The sequence below is a fragment of the Streptomyces lanatus genome, assembly GCF_014655715.1.
Taxonomy (GTDB): Bacteria; Actinomycetota; Actinomycetes; order Streptomycetales; family Streptomycetaceae; genus Streptomyces; species Streptomyces lanatus.
Window position 1 is genome coordinate 464,373 of record NZ_BNBM01000004.1, and the last position, 15,800, is coordinate 480,172.

15 protein-coding genes are annotated in these 15,800 nt (G+C 70.3%); 9 read left to right on the forward strand and 6 right to left on the reverse strand.

Annotated elements, in window-relative coordinates; translation table 11 throughout:
• Position 1: 1 nt before the first annotated feature.
• On the forward strand, positions 2-2,830 hold the full coding sequence (locus tag IE325_RS14040; RefSeq protein ID WP_190070169.1) for an NHLP bacteriocin export ABC transporter permease/ATPase subunit: 2,829 nt from the start codon (positions 2-4) through the stop codon (positions 2,828-2,830).
• A 1-nt stretch (position 2,831) separates the two neighbouring features.
• Here the strand turns inward: IE325_RS14040 and IE325_RS14045 are convergent, their stop codons facing one another.
• The gene (locus IE325_RS14045) at positions 2,832-3,359 is read right to left on the reverse strand and encodes an SRPBCC family protein (protein ID WP_190070170.1); all 528 of its coding nucleotides are present in this window, start codon (positions 3,357-3,359) and stop codon (positions 2,832-2,834) included.
• Positions 3,360-3,364: 5 nt separating this feature from the next.
• On the reverse strand, positions 3,365-3,712 hold the full coding sequence (locus tag IE325_RS14050) for an ArsR/SmtB family transcription factor (RefSeq protein WP_190070171.1): 348 nt from the start codon (positions 3,710-3,712) through the stop codon (positions 3,365-3,367).
• Between the two features lie 203 nt (positions 3,713-3,915).
• On the opposite strand from IE325_RS14050, the gene IE325_RS14055 reads away from it, so the two are divergent.
• The gene (locus IE325_RS14055) at positions 3,916-4,338 is read left to right on the forward strand and encodes an STAS domain-containing protein (protein ID WP_190070172.1); all 423 of its coding nucleotides are present in this window, start codon (positions 3,916-3,918) and stop codon (positions 4,336-4,338) included.
• 141 nt (positions 4,339-4,479) lie between these two features.
• Here the strand turns inward: IE325_RS14055 and IE325_RS14060 are convergent, their stop codons facing one another.
• A complete protein-coding gene (locus IE325_RS14060) occupies positions 4,480-4,914 on the reverse strand; it encodes a protease inhibitor (RefSeq protein ID WP_190070173.1) in 435 nt (144 codons plus the stop codon).
• Between the two features lie 325 nt (positions 4,915-5,239).
• On the opposite strand from IE325_RS14060, the gene abmR reads away from it, so the two are divergent.
• The 5 genes from abmR (at position 5,240) to IE325_RS14085 (ending at position 10,479) form a co-directional block, all read left to right on the forward strand.
• Positions 5,240-5,791 carry an ATP-binding transcription factor AbmR gene (gene abmR, locus IE325_RS14065; RefSeq protein WP_190070174.1) on the forward strand — a complete coding sequence of 184 codons (552 nt, stop codon included), beginning with the start codon at positions 5,240-5,242 and terminating at the stop codon, positions 5,789-5,791.
• 195 nt (positions 5,792-5,986) lie between these two features.
• The gene (locus tag IE325_RS14070; RefSeq protein ID WP_190070175.1) at positions 5,987-7,573 is read left to right on the forward strand and encodes a purine-cytosine permease family protein; all 1,587 of its coding nucleotides are present in this window, start codon (positions 5,987-5,989) and stop codon (positions 7,571-7,573) included.
• Positions 7,570-8,262 (forward strand): alpha/beta fold hydrolase, encoded by a 693-nt coding sequence (locus IE325_RS14075; RefSeq protein WP_190070176.1) that lies wholly within the window; start codon positions 7,570-7,572, stop codon positions 8,260-8,262. The genes IE325_RS14070 and IE325_RS14075 overlap by 4 nt, the downstream gene beginning before the upstream one ends.
• A gap of 73 nt (positions 8,263-8,335) precedes the next feature.
• Positions 8,336-9,505: a lactate 2-monooxygenase gene (locus IE325_RS14080; protein WP_190070177.1), complete on the forward strand. Its 1,170-nt coding sequence runs from the start codon at positions 8,336-8,338 to the stop codon at positions 9,503-9,505.
• Positions 9,502-10,479, forward strand: a complete 978-nt coding sequence (locus IE325_RS14085) for a 2-hydroxyacid dehydrogenase (protein ID WP_190070178.1) — start codon at positions 9,502-9,504, stop codon at positions 10,477-10,479. The genes IE325_RS14080 and IE325_RS14085 overlap by 4 nt, the downstream gene beginning before the upstream one ends.
• A gap of 11 nt (positions 10,480-10,490) precedes the next feature.
• Here IE325_RS14085 and IE325_RS14090 read toward each other — a convergent pair whose 3' ends face one another.
• The 3 genes from IE325_RS14090 to IE325_RS14100 all read right to left on the reverse strand — a co-directional run bounded on the left by IE325_RS14090 (position 10,491) and on the right by IE325_RS14100 (position 13,140).
• Entirely contained in the window at positions 10,491-12,017 is a 1,527-nt protein-coding gene (locus IE325_RS14090) for an RICIN domain-containing protein (RefSeq protein WP_190070179.1), read from the reverse strand.
• Positions 12,018-12,513: 496 nt separating this feature from the next.
• Positions 12,514-12,891 (reverse strand): toxin Doc, encoded by a 378-nt coding sequence (locus IE325_RS14095; RefSeq protein ID WP_190070180.1) that lies wholly within the window; start codon positions 12,889-12,891, stop codon positions 12,514-12,516.
• A 3-nt stretch (positions 12,892-12,894) separates the two neighbouring features.
• Positions 12,895-13,140, reverse strand: a complete 246-nt coding sequence (locus IE325_RS14100; RefSeq protein ID WP_004979459.1) for a hypothetical protein — start codon at positions 13,138-13,140, stop codon at positions 12,895-12,897.
• Between the two features lie 187 nt (positions 13,141-13,327).
• Between IE325_RS14100 and sigJ the strand changes: the two genes are divergently transcribed.
• Both sigJ and qcrB read left to right on the forward strand, forming a co-directional pair.
• Positions 13,328-14,257: an RNA polymerase sigma factor SigJ gene (sigJ, locus tag IE325_RS14105; protein ID WP_190070181.1), complete on the forward strand. Its 930-nt coding sequence runs from the start codon at positions 13,328-13,330 to the stop codon at positions 14,255-14,257.
• On the forward strand, positions 14,254-15,747 hold the full coding sequence (gene qcrB / locus IE325_RS14110; RefSeq protein ID WP_190070182.1) for a cytochrome bc1 complex cytochrome b subunit: 1,494 nt from the start codon (positions 14,254-14,256) through the stop codon (positions 15,745-15,747). The genes sigJ and qcrB overlap by 4 nt, the downstream gene beginning before the upstream one ends.
• The last annotated feature ends 53 nt before the right edge of the window (positions 15,748-15,800 follow it).

Sequence of the window (15,800 nt, forward strand, 5' to 3'; positions counted from 1 at the left end):
GATGACCTCCGTACACGCGGGAGAACACGAGGGAGACCTCGTCCTCGGCGCGCTCGGCCAGATGGGCACACGCATCGACTGCGCCGGTTTCAACCGGATCGACCTCGAAGGCCCGCAGGTGTTGTGGCTGGTCGCGTCCGGCGCGGTGGACCTGTTCGCGGTCGACGCCGGTCAGCAGGGCCACTGGCATCACCTCGGCCGCCTGGAGGCAGGCTCGCTGCTGCTCGGCCCGGTGCCGGGACCGCAGCACACGCTGGTCGCCCGCCCGCTGCGTGACTGCGTCGTCCACCGCATCGGACTGCGCGAGCTGTACCAGCCCGCGAACACCCAGACCTGGTCCTACGACGAGTACGGCAACCCGCAGTACGTGCCCCCGCAGACCAGCCCCCTGGAGTACGCCCTCGCCCTGGGCGTCGGCCGCAGCCTCACCATCCTCTTCCAGGCGCCGATGGCCACCGAGCGGGCGGCCGAGGTCACCGACGACGACGTCTTCTGGATGCAGGTGCCGCCCGGCAGCGTGCAGTACGGCTCGCTGTACGGCGCGGAGGCGGCCGCCGATCTGCTGATGGACCCGGCGGTCTGGCAGTCCATGGTCGACCAGCAGTACCGCCTGCTGACCACGCTGGACCGCTGGATCGAGCAGCTCGAACGCACCCATGAGAACCGCACCGCCGAGGGCATCAAGGCCGGCGAGGCGGTGCGCGCGCAGGCCGATCAGACGCTGCTGGCGTCCATCGGCAAGCGCGGCGGCAAGCCGACGACGGCCGCCGACGCGGACGCGAGCTACGCCGCCTGCAAGCTGGTCGCCGAGGCGGCCGGGATCACCCTGTCCGAGCCCGCGCAGAGCGGCACCGAGAGCGATCGGCTGGACCCGGTGGAGCGGGTGGCCATCGCGTCCCGGGTGCGGACCCGGTCCGTACGCCTTGACGGGCGCTGGTGGCGGGACAACGTGGGGCCGTTGGTCGGTCACCGGGCGCTCTCGGGCGCTCCGGTCGCGCTGCTGTGGCGGCGGAGCGGCTATGTCGCCGTGCATCCGGCGACCGGCCGGGAGACGCCGATCGAGAAGGCGAACGCGGAGGAGTTCGAGCCTCGCGCGGTGATGTTCTACCGCCCGCTGCCCGACCGTGCGTTGAGCCCCTTGAGGCTGCTGCGGTTCAGCATGCGGGGCACGGGCGGCGACGTCGGCAACCTGATGGTCAGCGGCCTGGTTACCGTCGGCATCGGTGCGCTGGTGCCGATCGCGACCGGCAAGGTGCTCGGCGAGTTCGTGCCGAAGGCGCAGACCGGGCTGATCGTGCAGTTCTGTCTGGCCGTGATGATCAGCGGTGTCGTGGCGGCGGCGTTCATGCTGCTGCAGAACCTGACGATCCTGCGGCTTGAGGGCCGTATCGAGGCGACGCTGCAACCGGCCCTGTGGGACCGGCTGCTGCGGCTGCCCACGAAGTTCTTCACCCAGCGCTCGACCGGTGAGCTGGCCAGCCAGGCCATGGGCATCAGCGCGATACGGCGGCTGATGGCCGGTGTCGGCCCCGTCGTCGCGTCGTCGGTGACGGTGGGCGCGATGAACCTGACGCTGCTGTTCTGGTACAGCGTGCCTATGGCAATGGCGGCGATCGGCATGCTGATCGTCATCGCCGCGGTGTTCCTGGGGCTGGGGCTGTGGCAGGTGCGCTGGCAGCGGCGGCTGGTGGTGCTCAACAACAAGCTGAACAACCAGGCGTTCCAGACGCTGCGCGGACTGCCGAAACTGCGGGTCGCGGCGGCCGAGAACTACGCGTACGCGGCCTGGGCCTCGCAGTTCGCGCACAGCCGTGAGCTCCAGCAGAGGGTGGGGCGGATCAAGAACCTCACCACGGTCATGGGCGCGGTGTATCTGCCGCTGTGCACCCTGCTGATGTTCATGCTGCTTGCGGGTCCGGCCCGCGGGTCGATGTCGGCGGCGGCGTTCCTCACCTTCAACACCTCGGTGACGATGCTGCTGACCTCGGTCACCCAGCTGACGGGCGCGTTCGTGTCGGCGGTGGCCGCGCTGCCCCTGTTCGAGGAGATCAAGCCGGTCCTGGAGGCCACGCCGGAGGTGCGCACGGCGAGCACCCGGCCGGGCCCGCTGACCGGTTCGATGGAGGCGCGCCGCCTGTCCTTCCGGTACTCCGACGACGGTCCTCTGGTCCTGGACGACGTGTCCTTCGACATCCGGCCGGGCGAGTTCGTGGCGATCGTCGGCCCCAGCGGCTGCGGCAAGTCGACGCTGCTGAGGCTGCTGATCGGCTTCGACAAGCCGGTCTCGGGCAGTGTGCTGTACGACGGGCAGGACCTGGCGGCACTGGACCAGTCGGCCGTGCGACGGCAGTGCGGGGTGGTGCTCCAGCACGCCCAGCCGTTCACCGGGTCGATCCTGGACGTCATCTGCGGCACCGAGCCGTACACGCCGGAAGAGGCGATGGCGGCGGCCGAGATGGCCGGTCTGGCCGAGGACATCAAGCGGATGCCGATGGGGCTGCACACCATCGTCTCGGGCAGCGGGGCGATCTCCGGCGGGCAGCGCCAGCGCCTGATGATCGCCCAGGCGCTGATCCGCAGGCCGCGCATCCTGTTCTTCGACGAGGCGACCAGCGCCCTCGACAACGAGACGCAGCGCACGGTCATCGAGTCCACGAGGGCCCTCAACGCCACCCGTATCGTCATCGCGCACCGGCTGTCCACGGTGCTGGACGCCGACCGCGTCATCGTGATGGAGGACGGCAAGGTCGCCCAGCAGGGCCCGCCCGCGCAGCTCCTCGCGGACACGGGCGGGCGGCTGCACGAGCTGGTGCGGCGTCAGATGGCCTGAGTCAGCCCTGGCCCGGGATGGCGGCGCCGGAGGGCACGCCGACCGCGATGTACCCGTCGTAGAACCCCTTCCAGGGTGCCTCGGTCCCGGCGTGCGGGCCCTCGAACCGCTCGCCGCGGGCCTTCGCGTCCAGGGCTGCCAGGCAGACCTCCCAGCCGGCGCCGTTGCGGGCGGCGGTGTCCTCGGCGGCCAGGACGTTGGTGAGCGTGAAGCGGGTGCGCTTGTCGTCGAGCGCCTCCAGGTCGAAGTGCAGCTCGTCGCCGCCCCATTCGAAGGACAGGTGGCGGGGTGCGTCCACGGCGATGATCACCCCCGGGAAGTCCGCCATGTTCGGGTCCCCGCTGAAGGTCACCGCTCCGCCCGGCCGCAGATCCATCTCGGCGCGGGAGGGGAACCACTCGGCGAGTTCGTCGGGGTCGGTGACGAAGCGCCAGACGCGGTCGATCGGGTGGTCGTAGATACGGCTGAAGCGGACGGCGGGGCGGCCGTCGTCCAGCGTCGAGTAGGTGCCGGTCAGTTCGACGGACATATGGATCAGTCCTTTGGGGAGGGGTCCTCGGTGCTGGTGTCCGACGTCTCGTCGAGGCGCCTGCCCAGGGCGTCCAGGCTGCGGTTCCACAGCTTCCGGTACGGGGCGAGCCAGGCGTCGAGCGCGGCGATCGGGGCGGGGTCGAGGGCGTAGACACGGCGTTGCGCGTCCTGCCGTACCCGCACCAGGCCGGCCTCCCTCAGCACCTTCAGATGCTTCGAGGTGCTCGGCTGGCTCAGCCCGCACTCCTCCACGATCTCCCCGACGGACCTGGGCCGCTCCAGGAGCAGGGCGACGATGGACCGTCGATGGGGATCGGCGAGGGCGCTCCAGAGAGAGGTGTCGTCGGACATGACTCCAATATGCCTCGGCGGTTATATGCACGTCAAGGAATACGAGTCGTAGAGCAACGTCGATCGACGACGAGTCAAGCCCTTATGGGTGAAATTCATTCGGTCGAGTGAACTAGATCTTGCGCACCGCGCCGCAGGGATGCTCGGCCCCGCCCCCGGGTAACAACCCGGATCAAACGGGCCCCTGCCGAGGTGGAGCGGACATGACGCCGGACGCCGACGACCGCGCCCCCCATCCGATCGAGGACCTGGCCACGGACCTCTCGCGGTCCGCGCCGCCCTCGGCGAACACCCATGCCCGCACCCGTAGATACGGCGCGTTCACGGTGGTCGAAGTCATGGGCGAGATCGATCTGGCGACGGAGGCGCTCCTCGCCGAGCATCTCACCGCCGCGACCACCGGGCCGGAGTCGGATGTCCTGGTCGATCTGCGGCGGGTGGCCTTCTTCGACTGCTCGGGGCTGCGCGTCCTGTGCCGGGCCGAGACCCGGGCCAGGGACCACGGCGGTCGCCTGCGGGTCGTATCGGACGCGCCGCGGATCCGGCGGCTGCTGCACGGCGCGGGACTGCTCGGACGGTTCCCCCTCCTCCCCGGGATTCCCGGAGAGGAGGGGGTGCCGTCGTAGTGCTCCGAGGTGTCGACCGGGCGGCCCCACTCCGCCCGGCCGACCCCCGATGCGAGACCGCAGGGATCCCCTCGGCAGGCTCACACTCCCCATCCGCGAGCCGCTGCCGAACTGCACGGAGACCGTGCGATCCCGGTCCCTTTAGAACGCGAAGAGGCTCGTGCCGTAGGACCCCTTCACGCACTCGTTGGAGAAGGTGCGCTCATAGGAGACGCGCTGCCCCTGCCACACCCCGTCGACCGTGACCACCACCGGGTCGTACTGCTTGGTGCACAGCACGCCGTCTCTGCCTCTGAGGGCGTCGAAGTCCCCGTTCACGCCGCGTAGTTCGGCACAGGCCGAACCGGGGGCGGGATGGGTGCCCGAGGGCGCCGGGGCGCAGCTGAGGGTGACTGCGCGCACCGGGGTGGTCAGGCCGGCGGCGTCGCCGTGGGCCACGGTGAGCACCAGGGCCGACGGGGCGTAGAGAGAGGCGGGGGCGGCGTCCGGGCCTGCCAGGGCGGCTCCGGTGAGGGGTCCGCAGACGGCGGTGGCCGTGAGGCCGAGGGTCGCTGCCCAGCGCGCGGTGTTCCGCATTGTGTGCATCCTTCCGCTCGAATCGAGGGTCTGCCGTCTCCGGCGCGATCGGTGCCGGAGCGACGAGCGGGAGTCTGCCGAGTCCGGCTCCGAAACTCACATCGACACCATCGGTTTCAGTAACCTTGCGTATTGAATCAGTGGCGTGAAGTAACGGAGTTCGAACGTTCCAACGCCGGAACTTGGCGCCTCTTGATCGTTCCAATGCGCCAAGTGGCCGGATCTCCCACGCTGATTAATAGGCCTGAAACATTCCGGTTGAGCCCTCCGCGGACACACCCGCGACACCCTTGCCTTCCCGGCCGGGCGGAGTAATGGTGATTACATGATTACCAGCGAACAACGTGAGAAGCTGCGCGGCTGGTTCGCCGGCCGCCTGCCCGACGACCTCTTCGAGGAACTGGCCGAGGTCACGGTCGACCGCGAGGAGATCACGGTGATCGGCCGCATCCCCGCACCCCACCTGGCCGAAGGCGTCTCGGCCGGCGAGCGGGAGGCGGCCGTGGAGGGCCGGATCCAGGAATTCCGGGAGCGCACCCGGGAGTCCCGGATCGAGGTGGCCCGCGAGGCGGAGCACCGGTTCCGCCGGAAGGTCTCCTGGGGCGTGGAGTGCGACGGTGAGCGCGCCCTGTTCACCCATGTCGCCGCGCCCGTGATGACCCGGCTGCGTCAGCCCGAGCGCCAGGTCCTGGACACCCTGATCGCCGGCGGGGTCGCCCGCAGCCGCAGCGAGGCCCTGGCCTGGTGCGTCCGGCTGGCCCAGAAGCACACCGACGACTGGCTGGCCGAGCTGCGCGAGTCACTGGAGAACGTCCAGCGGGTGCGGGCCCAGGGACCGGACAGCGAGCCGGAGGACGCGCCGACGGACACCGACTGATGGAGGATTCGTACACCCGAGGCACCGAAGTTGGATGAACCGTCCCCTGGTGCGGATCTCGTACGCGGCCGTACGGTCTGCTGATCCCCGAGGGGACGGCATCCAGGCTGCCCGCACACCCCAGCGGCAGGTACCGGCCGTCGCCACCGCCGCGCCACAACGCGCTCCACCGTCCCGGTCCCCGCTGGAGCCCCCGTGTCCCCTCAGCCCGAACTCCCCTCCCCCTCCCTGACCGAGGTCGAGTCCCACGGCGTCGACCGCATCCCCGACGCCGAGCGCACCGCGAGCCCGCTCGACCTCTTCCGCCTCGCCTTCGGCGGCGCCAACACCTTCTCGACCTGTGTCCTGGGCGCCTTCCCGATCCTGTTCGGGCTCTCCTTCTGGCAGGGCCTGGCGGCCACGCTGCTCGGGGTCGTCGCGGGTGCGCTGATCCTGTGCCCCATGGCGGTCTTCGGACCGGTGAACGGCACGAACAACGCCGTCTCGTCCTCCGCGCACCTGGGTGTGCACGGCCGAGTCGTCGGCTCGTTCCTGTCGTTGCTGACGGCCATCGCCTTCTTCTCCATCTCGGTGTGGAGCTCCGGCGACGCCCTGGTCGGCGGCGCGCACCGGCTCTTCGGCCTGGACCGCGGCAATCTGTCGTACGTCGTGGCGTACGCCCTGTTCGCGGGGCTGGTTCTCGCGGTGTGCGTATACGGCTTCCGCTTCATGCTGTTCGTCAACAAGGTCGCGGTGCCCTCGGCGAGCGTGCTGTTCCTGATCGGCGCGCTCGCCTTCGCCGGTGACTTCGACGCCTCCTACGCGGGCGTCTTCACGGACTCCGCGGACGCGGCCACCCAGTCCCTGTTCTGGCCGTCGTTCATCGGCGCGGCCCTGATCGTGCTGTCCAACCCCGTCTCGTTCGGGGCGTTCCTCGGCGACTGGTCGCGCTACATCCCGGCGTCCACGCCGCGCCGCAAGGTGATCGGCGCCGCGTTCCTGTCGCAGATCGCGACGCTGCTGCCGTTCGTCTTCGGCCTGGCGACCGCGAGCATCATCGCCACGAAGGTTCCGGAATACGTCGATCCGGCGGCGCCCGACTTCGTGGGCGGGCTGCTGGCGATCTCACCGGGCTGGTACTTCCTGCCGGTCTGCCTGCTGGCCCTGATCGGCGGCATGGCGACCGGGACGACCGCGCTCTACGGGACCGGGCTGGACTTCTCCTCGGTGTTCCCGAGGCTCACACGGGTCCAGGCCACCGTGCTGGTCGGCGTGCTGTCCATCGGGTTCATCTTCGTCGGGCGGTTCGGGCTGAACCTGGTCCAGTCGATCTCGACCTTCGCCACCATGATCATCACCTGTACGACGCCGTGGATGGTCGTGATGATGCTGGGCTACTGGACCCGGCGCGGCTGGTACGACCCCGACGCCCTCCAGGTCTTCAACCGCCGTCAGCGCGGCGGCCGTTACTGGTTCGCGCACGGCTGGAACTGGCGGGGCATGACCGCCTGGTGGGTGGCGGCGGTGATCGGTGTGCTGTTCACCAACATCCCCGGCCAGTTCGTCGGCCCGCTGGGCGACCTCGCGGGCGGCGTCGACATCAGCCTGCCCTTGTCACTGGTCGTCGCGGCCGTGCTGTTCCTGGTCCTGCTGCGGGTGTTCCCCGAACCCCGGGCCGTCTACGGCCCGTGGGGCGCGCGGCTGGCCCGGACCCTCGACGTGGCGGTGCCGCCGATCACCGGGCCCGGCGCGGTGGGCGACGAGGGGCCGTTGTCAGACCCGTCGGCTACGTTGCGGGCATGACCAATTTCGTACTGGTGGCAGGGGCATGGCTCGGGGCGTGGGCATGGGACGACGTGGCGGCGGAGCTGCGTGCCGCCGGACACGACGTCCATCCGCTGACCCTGACCGGCCTCGCCGAGAGACAGGGTGAGTCCGCCGGGCAGCAGACCCATGTCCGGGACATCGTCGACGAGGTCGAGCGTCTCGATCTGCGGGACGTCGTCCTCGTCGGGCACAGCTACGCCGGTGTACCGGTCGGCCAGGCGGCCGAACAGATTGGGGACCGGCTGACGCGCCTCGTGTTCGTGGACGCCATCGTCCCGGAGGACGGCGAGTCGGCCCTGTCGGGCTGGCCGAGCGACGAGGTGCGGCAGGCGATCGCCGAGACCGGCTTCTGGCCGCCGCTGACCGCCGAGGACTGCGCGGGGCAGGGCCTGACGGACGAGCAGATCGCCCGCTTCGTGACCGGCTCGACCCCGCACCCGGGTGCCACGGCGACGGAACCGGCCGTGCTCACCGGCGAGCTGGGCGAGCTCCCGGGCACCTACGTCAAGTGCCTGCTCGACGGCGAGGAGCCATGGGGTGCGGCGGCCGAACTCCTCAAGAGCGACCGCTGGAAGCTGGTGAACATGGACACCGGCCACTGGCCGATGTTCTCCCAGCCGCGGGAACTGGCGCGCGTCCTGCACGAGTCGGTGACCGCCCCCTGATCCACCACCTCCCGTACTGGTCGGTATGGTCGGCGTACAGCGCGTTCTCACTGACGAGAGGCGGGGCCTACGCATGGGCAAGCACTGGGCGGACTTCCAGTACGAGATCTATCTGAACGGGATGACGGGTGCCGTGCCCCGGCTCCCCACCGATCTGACCCGGCTGGAGCAGCTCACCGAGCAGCGCCTCGGCCCCGGCCCCGTCGGCTATGTCGCGGGCAGCGCGGGCGACGGCAGCACCGCCCGCGCCAACCGTGCGGCACTCCAGCGGCGCCGGATCGTGCCGCGCATGCTGCGGGACGTCCATGAACGGGACCTGTCCGTCGAGGTGCTGGGCCGCTCCCTGCCCGCCCCAATGGCCCTCGCGCCCGTCGGCGTGCTGTCGATCATGCACCCCGACGCCGAGATCGCCGCCGCCCGTGCCGCCGCCGCACAGGGCGTGCCGTTCACCCTGTCCTCGGCGTCCAGCACCCCCATGGAGCAGGTCGCGGAGGCCATGGGCGACGCCGAGCGCTGGTTCCAGCTGTACTGGGCGAAGGACCCCGAGGTGGCCCGGAGTTTCCTGGGCCGGGCGAAGGCGTCCGGGTTCAGCGTGCTGGTCGTCACGCTGGACACACCGATGCTGGCCTGGCGCCCGCGCGACCTCGACCAGGCGTATCTGCCGTTCCTGCACGGAGTGGGCACCGCCAACTACTTCACCGACCCGGCCTTCCGGGCCGGCCTGGCCAAGCCGGTGCACGAGGATCCGAACGCCGCGGTCATGCATTTCGTCGGCATGTTCTCGGACCCCGCCAAGACCTGGCCGGACCTGGCGTTCCTGCGGGAGCACTGGGACGGTCCGATCGTCCTCAAAGGCATCCTGCACCCGGACGACGCCCGCGCCGCCGCCGACGCCGGGATGGACGGCGTCGTCGTCTCCAACCACGGCGGCCGCCAGGTCGCCGGCTCCATCGGGGCGGCCGACGCCCTGCCCCGGGTCGTGGAGGCGGTCGGCGACCGGCTGACCGTGCTGTTCGACAGCGGCATCCGCACCGGCGACGACATCTTCAAGGCCCTCGCCCTGGGCGCGAAGGCGGCCCTGGTCGGACGTCCGTACGCCTATGGGCTCGGCCTCGACGGACAGGCGGGCGTCGAGCACGTCATCCGCTGTCTGCTCGCCGAACTCGACCTCACCCTCGCCCTGTCCGGGCACGCCGGCCCCACCACCGTCGGCCCCACCGACCTCATCGAGGAATCCGCATGACCACCACGAAGAACGTCCTCGCCGTCGTCTCCCCGCACGTCGGCGGCCGTGGCATCGGCGCCGGTCTCGCCACGCTCTTCCCGGAGAGCGCGCATGTCACGGTCGTCGAGACAACCGACGAGGACCCGGCCGCCCTGCGCGCCGCGCACGTCGTCATCACCGCACTCGCCCCGGTGACCGCCGAACACCTCACCGGGGCACCGGAGTTGGAGCTGGTGCAGTGCGCGAGCCACGGCTTCGACTACGTCGACGTGGACGCGGCGCGCGAGCGCGGGGTGCGCGTGTGCAACATCGGCTCCAGCGGTGCCGAGGCGCAGAACGTGGCCGAACAGACCTTCGCCCTGATGCTCGCCCTGGCCAAGCAGCTGATCCCGGCCCACACCGCGCTCGTCGACGCCGACTGGGCACTCCCCCGGCTCCAGCAGTCGCTGACCGAGCTGTGCGGCAAGACGCTGGGCATCGTGGGCCTGGGCCAGATCGGACGCCAGGTCGCCCGCCGCGCCGTCGCGTTCGACATGAGTGTGCTCTACGCCGGGCGACACCGGGTGGCGCCCGAGACGGAGGCCGAGTTCGGCGGCGCCCGCCATGTCCCGCTCGACGAACTGCTGGGCACCGCCGACTACATCTCCCTGCACACACCGCTCACCGACGAGACCCGGCACCTGCTGAACGCCGAGCGCCTGGCGCTCCTCAAGCCGAGCGCGTTCCTGATCAACACCGCGCGGGGCGCCCTGATCGACCAGGACGCCCTCGCGGACGCCTTGGAGAAGGGCACCCTGGCGGGCGCGGGCATCGACGTCTTCGACCCCGAGCCGCCCACCGCGTCCCTACGCCTGCTCCGCGCCCCGAACGTGGTGCTCTCCCCGCATGCGGGCGGCGTCACGCGAGAGACCCTCGTCCGCATCGCACTGGCAGCGGTGCAGAACGTCACGGGGTTCCTGTCGGGCACGGCTCCGCGGGACGCCGTGAACTGAGGGCCCCGGCACTACCCGGAGCGCCACCGCTGCGCGTCGGACCCGTCCCGCACCTTGATCACGATGTCGGCGCCCGCCGCCCCCGTGGTGAACGTCAGAGCGAGCCGGTCATCCCACCGGGGTATCAACTCGCCCTGCACGGTGACGTCGTAGCGCACGTCGTCGCCCCGCTCGGAGTCGTCGTCGACACATTTGCCGAGGACCGCCACACCGGCGTTCCGATGCGAGTCCAGACACAGGCCCCGGTCCGCGCCGCTGCGCAGCAGCCCGTCCTTCTCGTACGACCACTGCTGAGTGTCGGCGTCGGAGCACTCGGCCAGCTCGGCCCCGGCCCCGGCCTCCGGCTCGCCCCGGATGTCGAGGCACAGGTCGGCGTCGGCGTTGCGCAGCCTGGACTGCCATGGCGCGCGGGGAAGTCCGGCCGTGCCCTGTGGCGAGGTGGACACCTCGGGCGGCGCCTGAGACCCGGTTCCACCGACGGAGGCGGACGCGGCGGGGTCGACCCCATCGTCGTCCGACAGCAGACCGGTGGCGAGCATGACCGCGATCAGTCCGGCCGAGGCCACCCCCACTCCCGTGAGCAGCGTCCGCGAGGAGCGGGGGCCGCCGGGGGATCTGCGGCCCTGGGTGGGGATGCGGGACAGCAGGCGGCGGCGTCCGGCGCCGTGCCGGGCGGAGCCGCGTCCGCGTGGTCCGGTGTCCTGGTTGCGGCCGGGGCGGGTGTCGAGATAGCGGCGTGCGCCCCAGCCGAGCGCGGCCTCGGCGATGAGCACGCCCAACGCGCCCTCGAAATGACTGAGTTGTTCGGCGGCGTTCCGGCAGTAACGGCACTCCGTCAGATGTTGCTGCACATCCGGCAGCAGAGCTCCGCCCCGGCGAATCGGGACATCGAGGAGGCGGTTGTAGAACCGGCAATCCTTCGTAGGCGCGAGTTCCCTATGGGCATGTACACAACCTTCTCGGAATTTATCACGCGCTTGTTCGAGCGCGGCCGAGGCGGTAACGGTATCCATGCCCAGCAGACCCGCGGGGACGCTTAGCGGCTCGGCTTCGACCTCGGTGTGCCAGAGCAGACATCGGGCAAGTCCCGGAAGCGCCTGGAATGACCGATCGGCAAGCTTCCGATTTTCGGGCGTCATGGACTTCGCGGCCCGCATACCGCGACCGCCGGACGGTTTCCCCAGCTCCGGCAGAACCCCCGCTATTCGATCGTCGGACGACCACTGGCGGACGGTGTCCCGGACGGCCACGAGGAGCCGGGGGCGCAGCGCGACGGCCGGTTCGCCGAGCGCCAGACGGTCGAGGACGTGATGGAACGCGGCCGCGGTGACCAAGTCCGCGGCGTCGGCCGGGGAGGCGAGACAGATCACCGCGTATTCATGGGCCGGTTGCCAGTGCCGCGCCATGAGCAGCGCGACGGACGGAGCGGCCTCGCCGTCCGGACGGCCCCGAAGTCTGGCGGCGAGGCCTTCGTCGGATTCTTCGGGAACCCCGCCGGGCGGCGGGTAAGGCGGGCGAGGGGGGTGGGGGGTGGGCACTGAACGGATTCCTTCCCACGCGCAAGACACAGAAGTTCCGATCGCCGAAAAGGACCGCGTGACTTGGTGTGTACCTCTTCGACGCGAGCGCAAGGAGCACGAATTCACCGATCCCATCCGCACCGGTTCCCCCATGGAACGAATGAGCTCCGGCCTTTTCCACCCCCCACGGGTAGTTCACCCTTGCACAGCGCACTGATGACCAACAAGGCACTTGGGCAACATCGGCCCCATTGAAACAAAGTCAGATACGCCGGCAACTCGCCGCACGCACGCCACCATTCGAGATTTCGAGCGCCCCGTGTGAAACCCACGCACTCGCCGGAGCACCACGCGCGCTCCCCGGCGCACGCGCCCGCGTAGTCCACTGGGAGCGGCCTCCTCGGAAGGCCCCGTGCGGGACGGCGGCAATCCCGCGCGCCATGGGCCGCCGACCCCGTTCCTCCCGCCCTCGGTCGGCGGCCCCGGGAGGCAGGAGGAACGGGAAAGGCCGGCCTCAGATCTGCCAGGACCGCAGCCGGTCGGCCGCGCCGTACACATCGACCTTGCCGGAGATCAGATCACGGGCGAGGTCGACGAGGGCGCCGTAGGGCGGGTCGATGCCGACGCCGCTGACGAACATGTAGGCCACCGCGGCGGAGCAGGCGAAGCGCGCGTTGGCCGAGGGCAGCGGCTTGAGCAGGGCGAGGGTGTGCAGCAGGGCGGCGGCCCGCCAGGCCGGGTCGGAGTCGACGCCCAGGCGGGGCGGATCGACGCGATGGCGGGCGACGGCGGCGACCAGCGCGGAGAAGTCGTTGATCGTGGGCTGGTCGGGCAGGACCTCTTCATGCCGCTGGAGCAGCCAGGGCACGTCGATGTGCAGAACGGGTGCCATCGGTCAGGCGGCTCGTCCCTCGCCCTTGGCGGGCGGCTCGTCGTCGGGGAAGGCGGCCGCGAATTCATCGGCGTGCGACGCGAAGAACCGGCGGAACGCCTCGGCGCCCTCCTGCAGCGCCCGGTGCCGGGCTATGTCGGCCGCGGCGGCCTCACGGACGAGCGCCTTCATCGACGTACCGCGTTCCTTGGCGATCTGCCGCAGGTCCTCTAGCTCGCGGTCGCTGAACTCCACATTCAGAGCTGGCATGTCCCTCACGGTACCGCTCGGGTACTTACCCGTAAATACATGCAGGTCAGGCCCAATACAGGCCGGTACCGAACGGCATCCGGGAGCACGATCCCGCCGAGACGTAGGTCACATTCGACCGTGGGATGTCACATTCCGGCCCCCGCCGTCCCTCGCAGTAGTGAGCGCGCACCCGGGAGGCCCATGCATGTCCGAGATCCCCGTATCCGTCACCGACGACGACGCCACCGCCGTATTCGTCGAGCATCGCGAGCTGATGTTCGGCGTCGTCTACAACATGCTCGGTACGGTCGCCGACACCGAGGACGTACTGCAGGAGACCTGGCTGTCGTGGACGGCGCGGGGCACGGGCTCGCCGTTGGACGGGGTCGAGAATCCGCGGGCGTATCTGGTGCGGATCGCCGTGAATCACGCCCTGACGCGGCGGGCGGCGATCGTCCGTCGTCGGGAGACCTACGTCGGCCCGTGGCTGCCCGAGCCGCTGGTCACGGAGGACGAGGGCGCAGAGGTCCCGGCGCTGCGGTCCGAGTCGGTGTCGCTGGCGATGCTGGTCGTCCTGGAGTCGCTGTCGCCGCTGGAGCGCGCGGTGTTCGTGCTGCACGAGGTGTTCGGCTATCCGCACACGGAGATCGCGGAGATCATCGAGCGCAGTCCGGCGGCGGTACGGCAGTTGGCGCACCGTGCGCGTGAGCATGTGCACGCGCGGCGGCCGTTGTACGAGGCACATCCTCGGGTGCGGCGGGAGGCGACGGAGCGGTTCGTACGGGCCGCGGTGGGCGGGGACATCGCCGAGCTGATGGAGATACTCGCGCCGGATGTGACGGTGTGGACGGACAGCGGCGGCAAGCGGAAGCGTGCGGGGCTGCGGCCCGTGCACGGCCGGGACAAGGCGGTCCGGCTGCTCGGCTCGTTCGCCCGCCGGGGCGGCGCGGGCGGCGCCGGTCTTGACCTGCGCTACCGGCGGGTCAACGGCGACGACGCGGCGGTGCTGTTCCAGGGCGAGGAGCCGTACGGCGTCCTGGTCCTGGACCTGACGCCGGACGGCGAGCGGGTGTTGGGCGTGTACGTGGTGGCCAATCCCGACAAGCTCACGCATGTGCCGAGGGGTGAGGCATGAGAGCCCTGGAACAGACGGGCCGGGGCGAGCGGGTGGCGGACTGGCTCGACGGCCGGCTCGGCACCCACACACTGGGCCGGAAGTATCTGCGCAAGGTGTTCCCGGACCACTGGTCGTTCCTGCTCGGCGAGATCTGCCTGTACAGCTTCGTCGTGCTGATCCTGACCGGTGTGTACCTCACCCTGTTCTTCCATCCGTCGATGAACGAGGTGACGTACCACGGCAGTTACGTCCCCCTCAACGGCGTCCGCATGTCCGAGGCGTACGCCTCCACGCTGGACATCAGCTTCGATGTGCGCGGCGGTCTGCTGATGCGGCAGGTGCACCACTGGGCGGCGCTGGTCTTCGTCGCCGGGATGCTGGCGCACATGATGCGGCACTTCTTCACCGGCTCGTTCCGCAAGCCGAGGGAGGTCAACTGGCTGTTCGGCTGGACGTTGCTGTTCCTCGGCATGTTCGAGGGCCTGTTCGGCTACTCGCTGCCGGACGACCTGCTGTCGGGGACGGGACTGAGGTTCGTGAACGGGGCGCTGCTGTCCGTGCCGATCGTCGGCACGTATCTGTCGATGTTCCTGTTCGGCGGTGAGTTCCCGGGGCACGACATCGTGGCCCGCTTCTACTCGCTGCACATCCTGGTGGTCCCCGGCATCATGGCGGCGCTGGTCGTGGCGCACATCCTGCTGGTCGTCTACCACAAGCACACCCAGTTCGCGGGGCCCGGACGCACCGAGCGCAATGTGGTCGGCGCGCCGTTCATGCCGGTGTACATGGCGAAGGCGGGCGGATTCTTCTTCCTGGTCTTCGGGGCGCTCGCGGTGATGGCGGCCGTGGCGAGCATCAACCCGGTCTGGTCCTACGGCCCCTACCGCGCCGACCAGGTCTCCACCGGTGCCCAGCCTGACTGGTATCTGGGCTTCGCCGAGGGCCTGGTGCGGGTGATGCCGGGCTGGGAGATCACCCTGTGGGGCCACACACTGGTCCTCGGGGTGCTGATCCCGGTCGTGGTCTTCCCGCTGCTGCTGGTCGCGATCGGCGTGTATCCCTTCCTGGAGGCCCGGATCACGGGCGACAGGCGTGAGCACCACCTCCTGGACCGCCCCCGCAACCGCCCGGTGCGCACCGGGCTCGGCGCGGCCTGGATCAGCCTCTATCTGGTCCTGCTGGCGGGCGGTGGCAACGACATCGTGGCGACCCGGCTCCATCTGTCGATCAACACGGTGACCTGGGCGATCCGGATCGCGGTGCCGGTCGTCCCGGTGATCGTCTTCATCGTCACCCGCCGCATCTGCCTGGGTCTCCAACTCCGCGACAGGGAGCTGGTGCTGCACGGCAGGGAGACCGGTGTGATCAAGCGGCTGCCGCACGGCGAGTACGTCGAGGTGCACGAGCGGCTGAGCCAGGCCCGGCTGCACACGCTCACAGCTCATGAGCGGCCGGGCGAGCTCGTGGAACACGAACCGCGGGGGAACGAGCGGACGACATCCAGCTGAACGCCGTGTACTGGGGCCGTAACGTCCGGCGGCCCCTACAACCCCCGGTGATG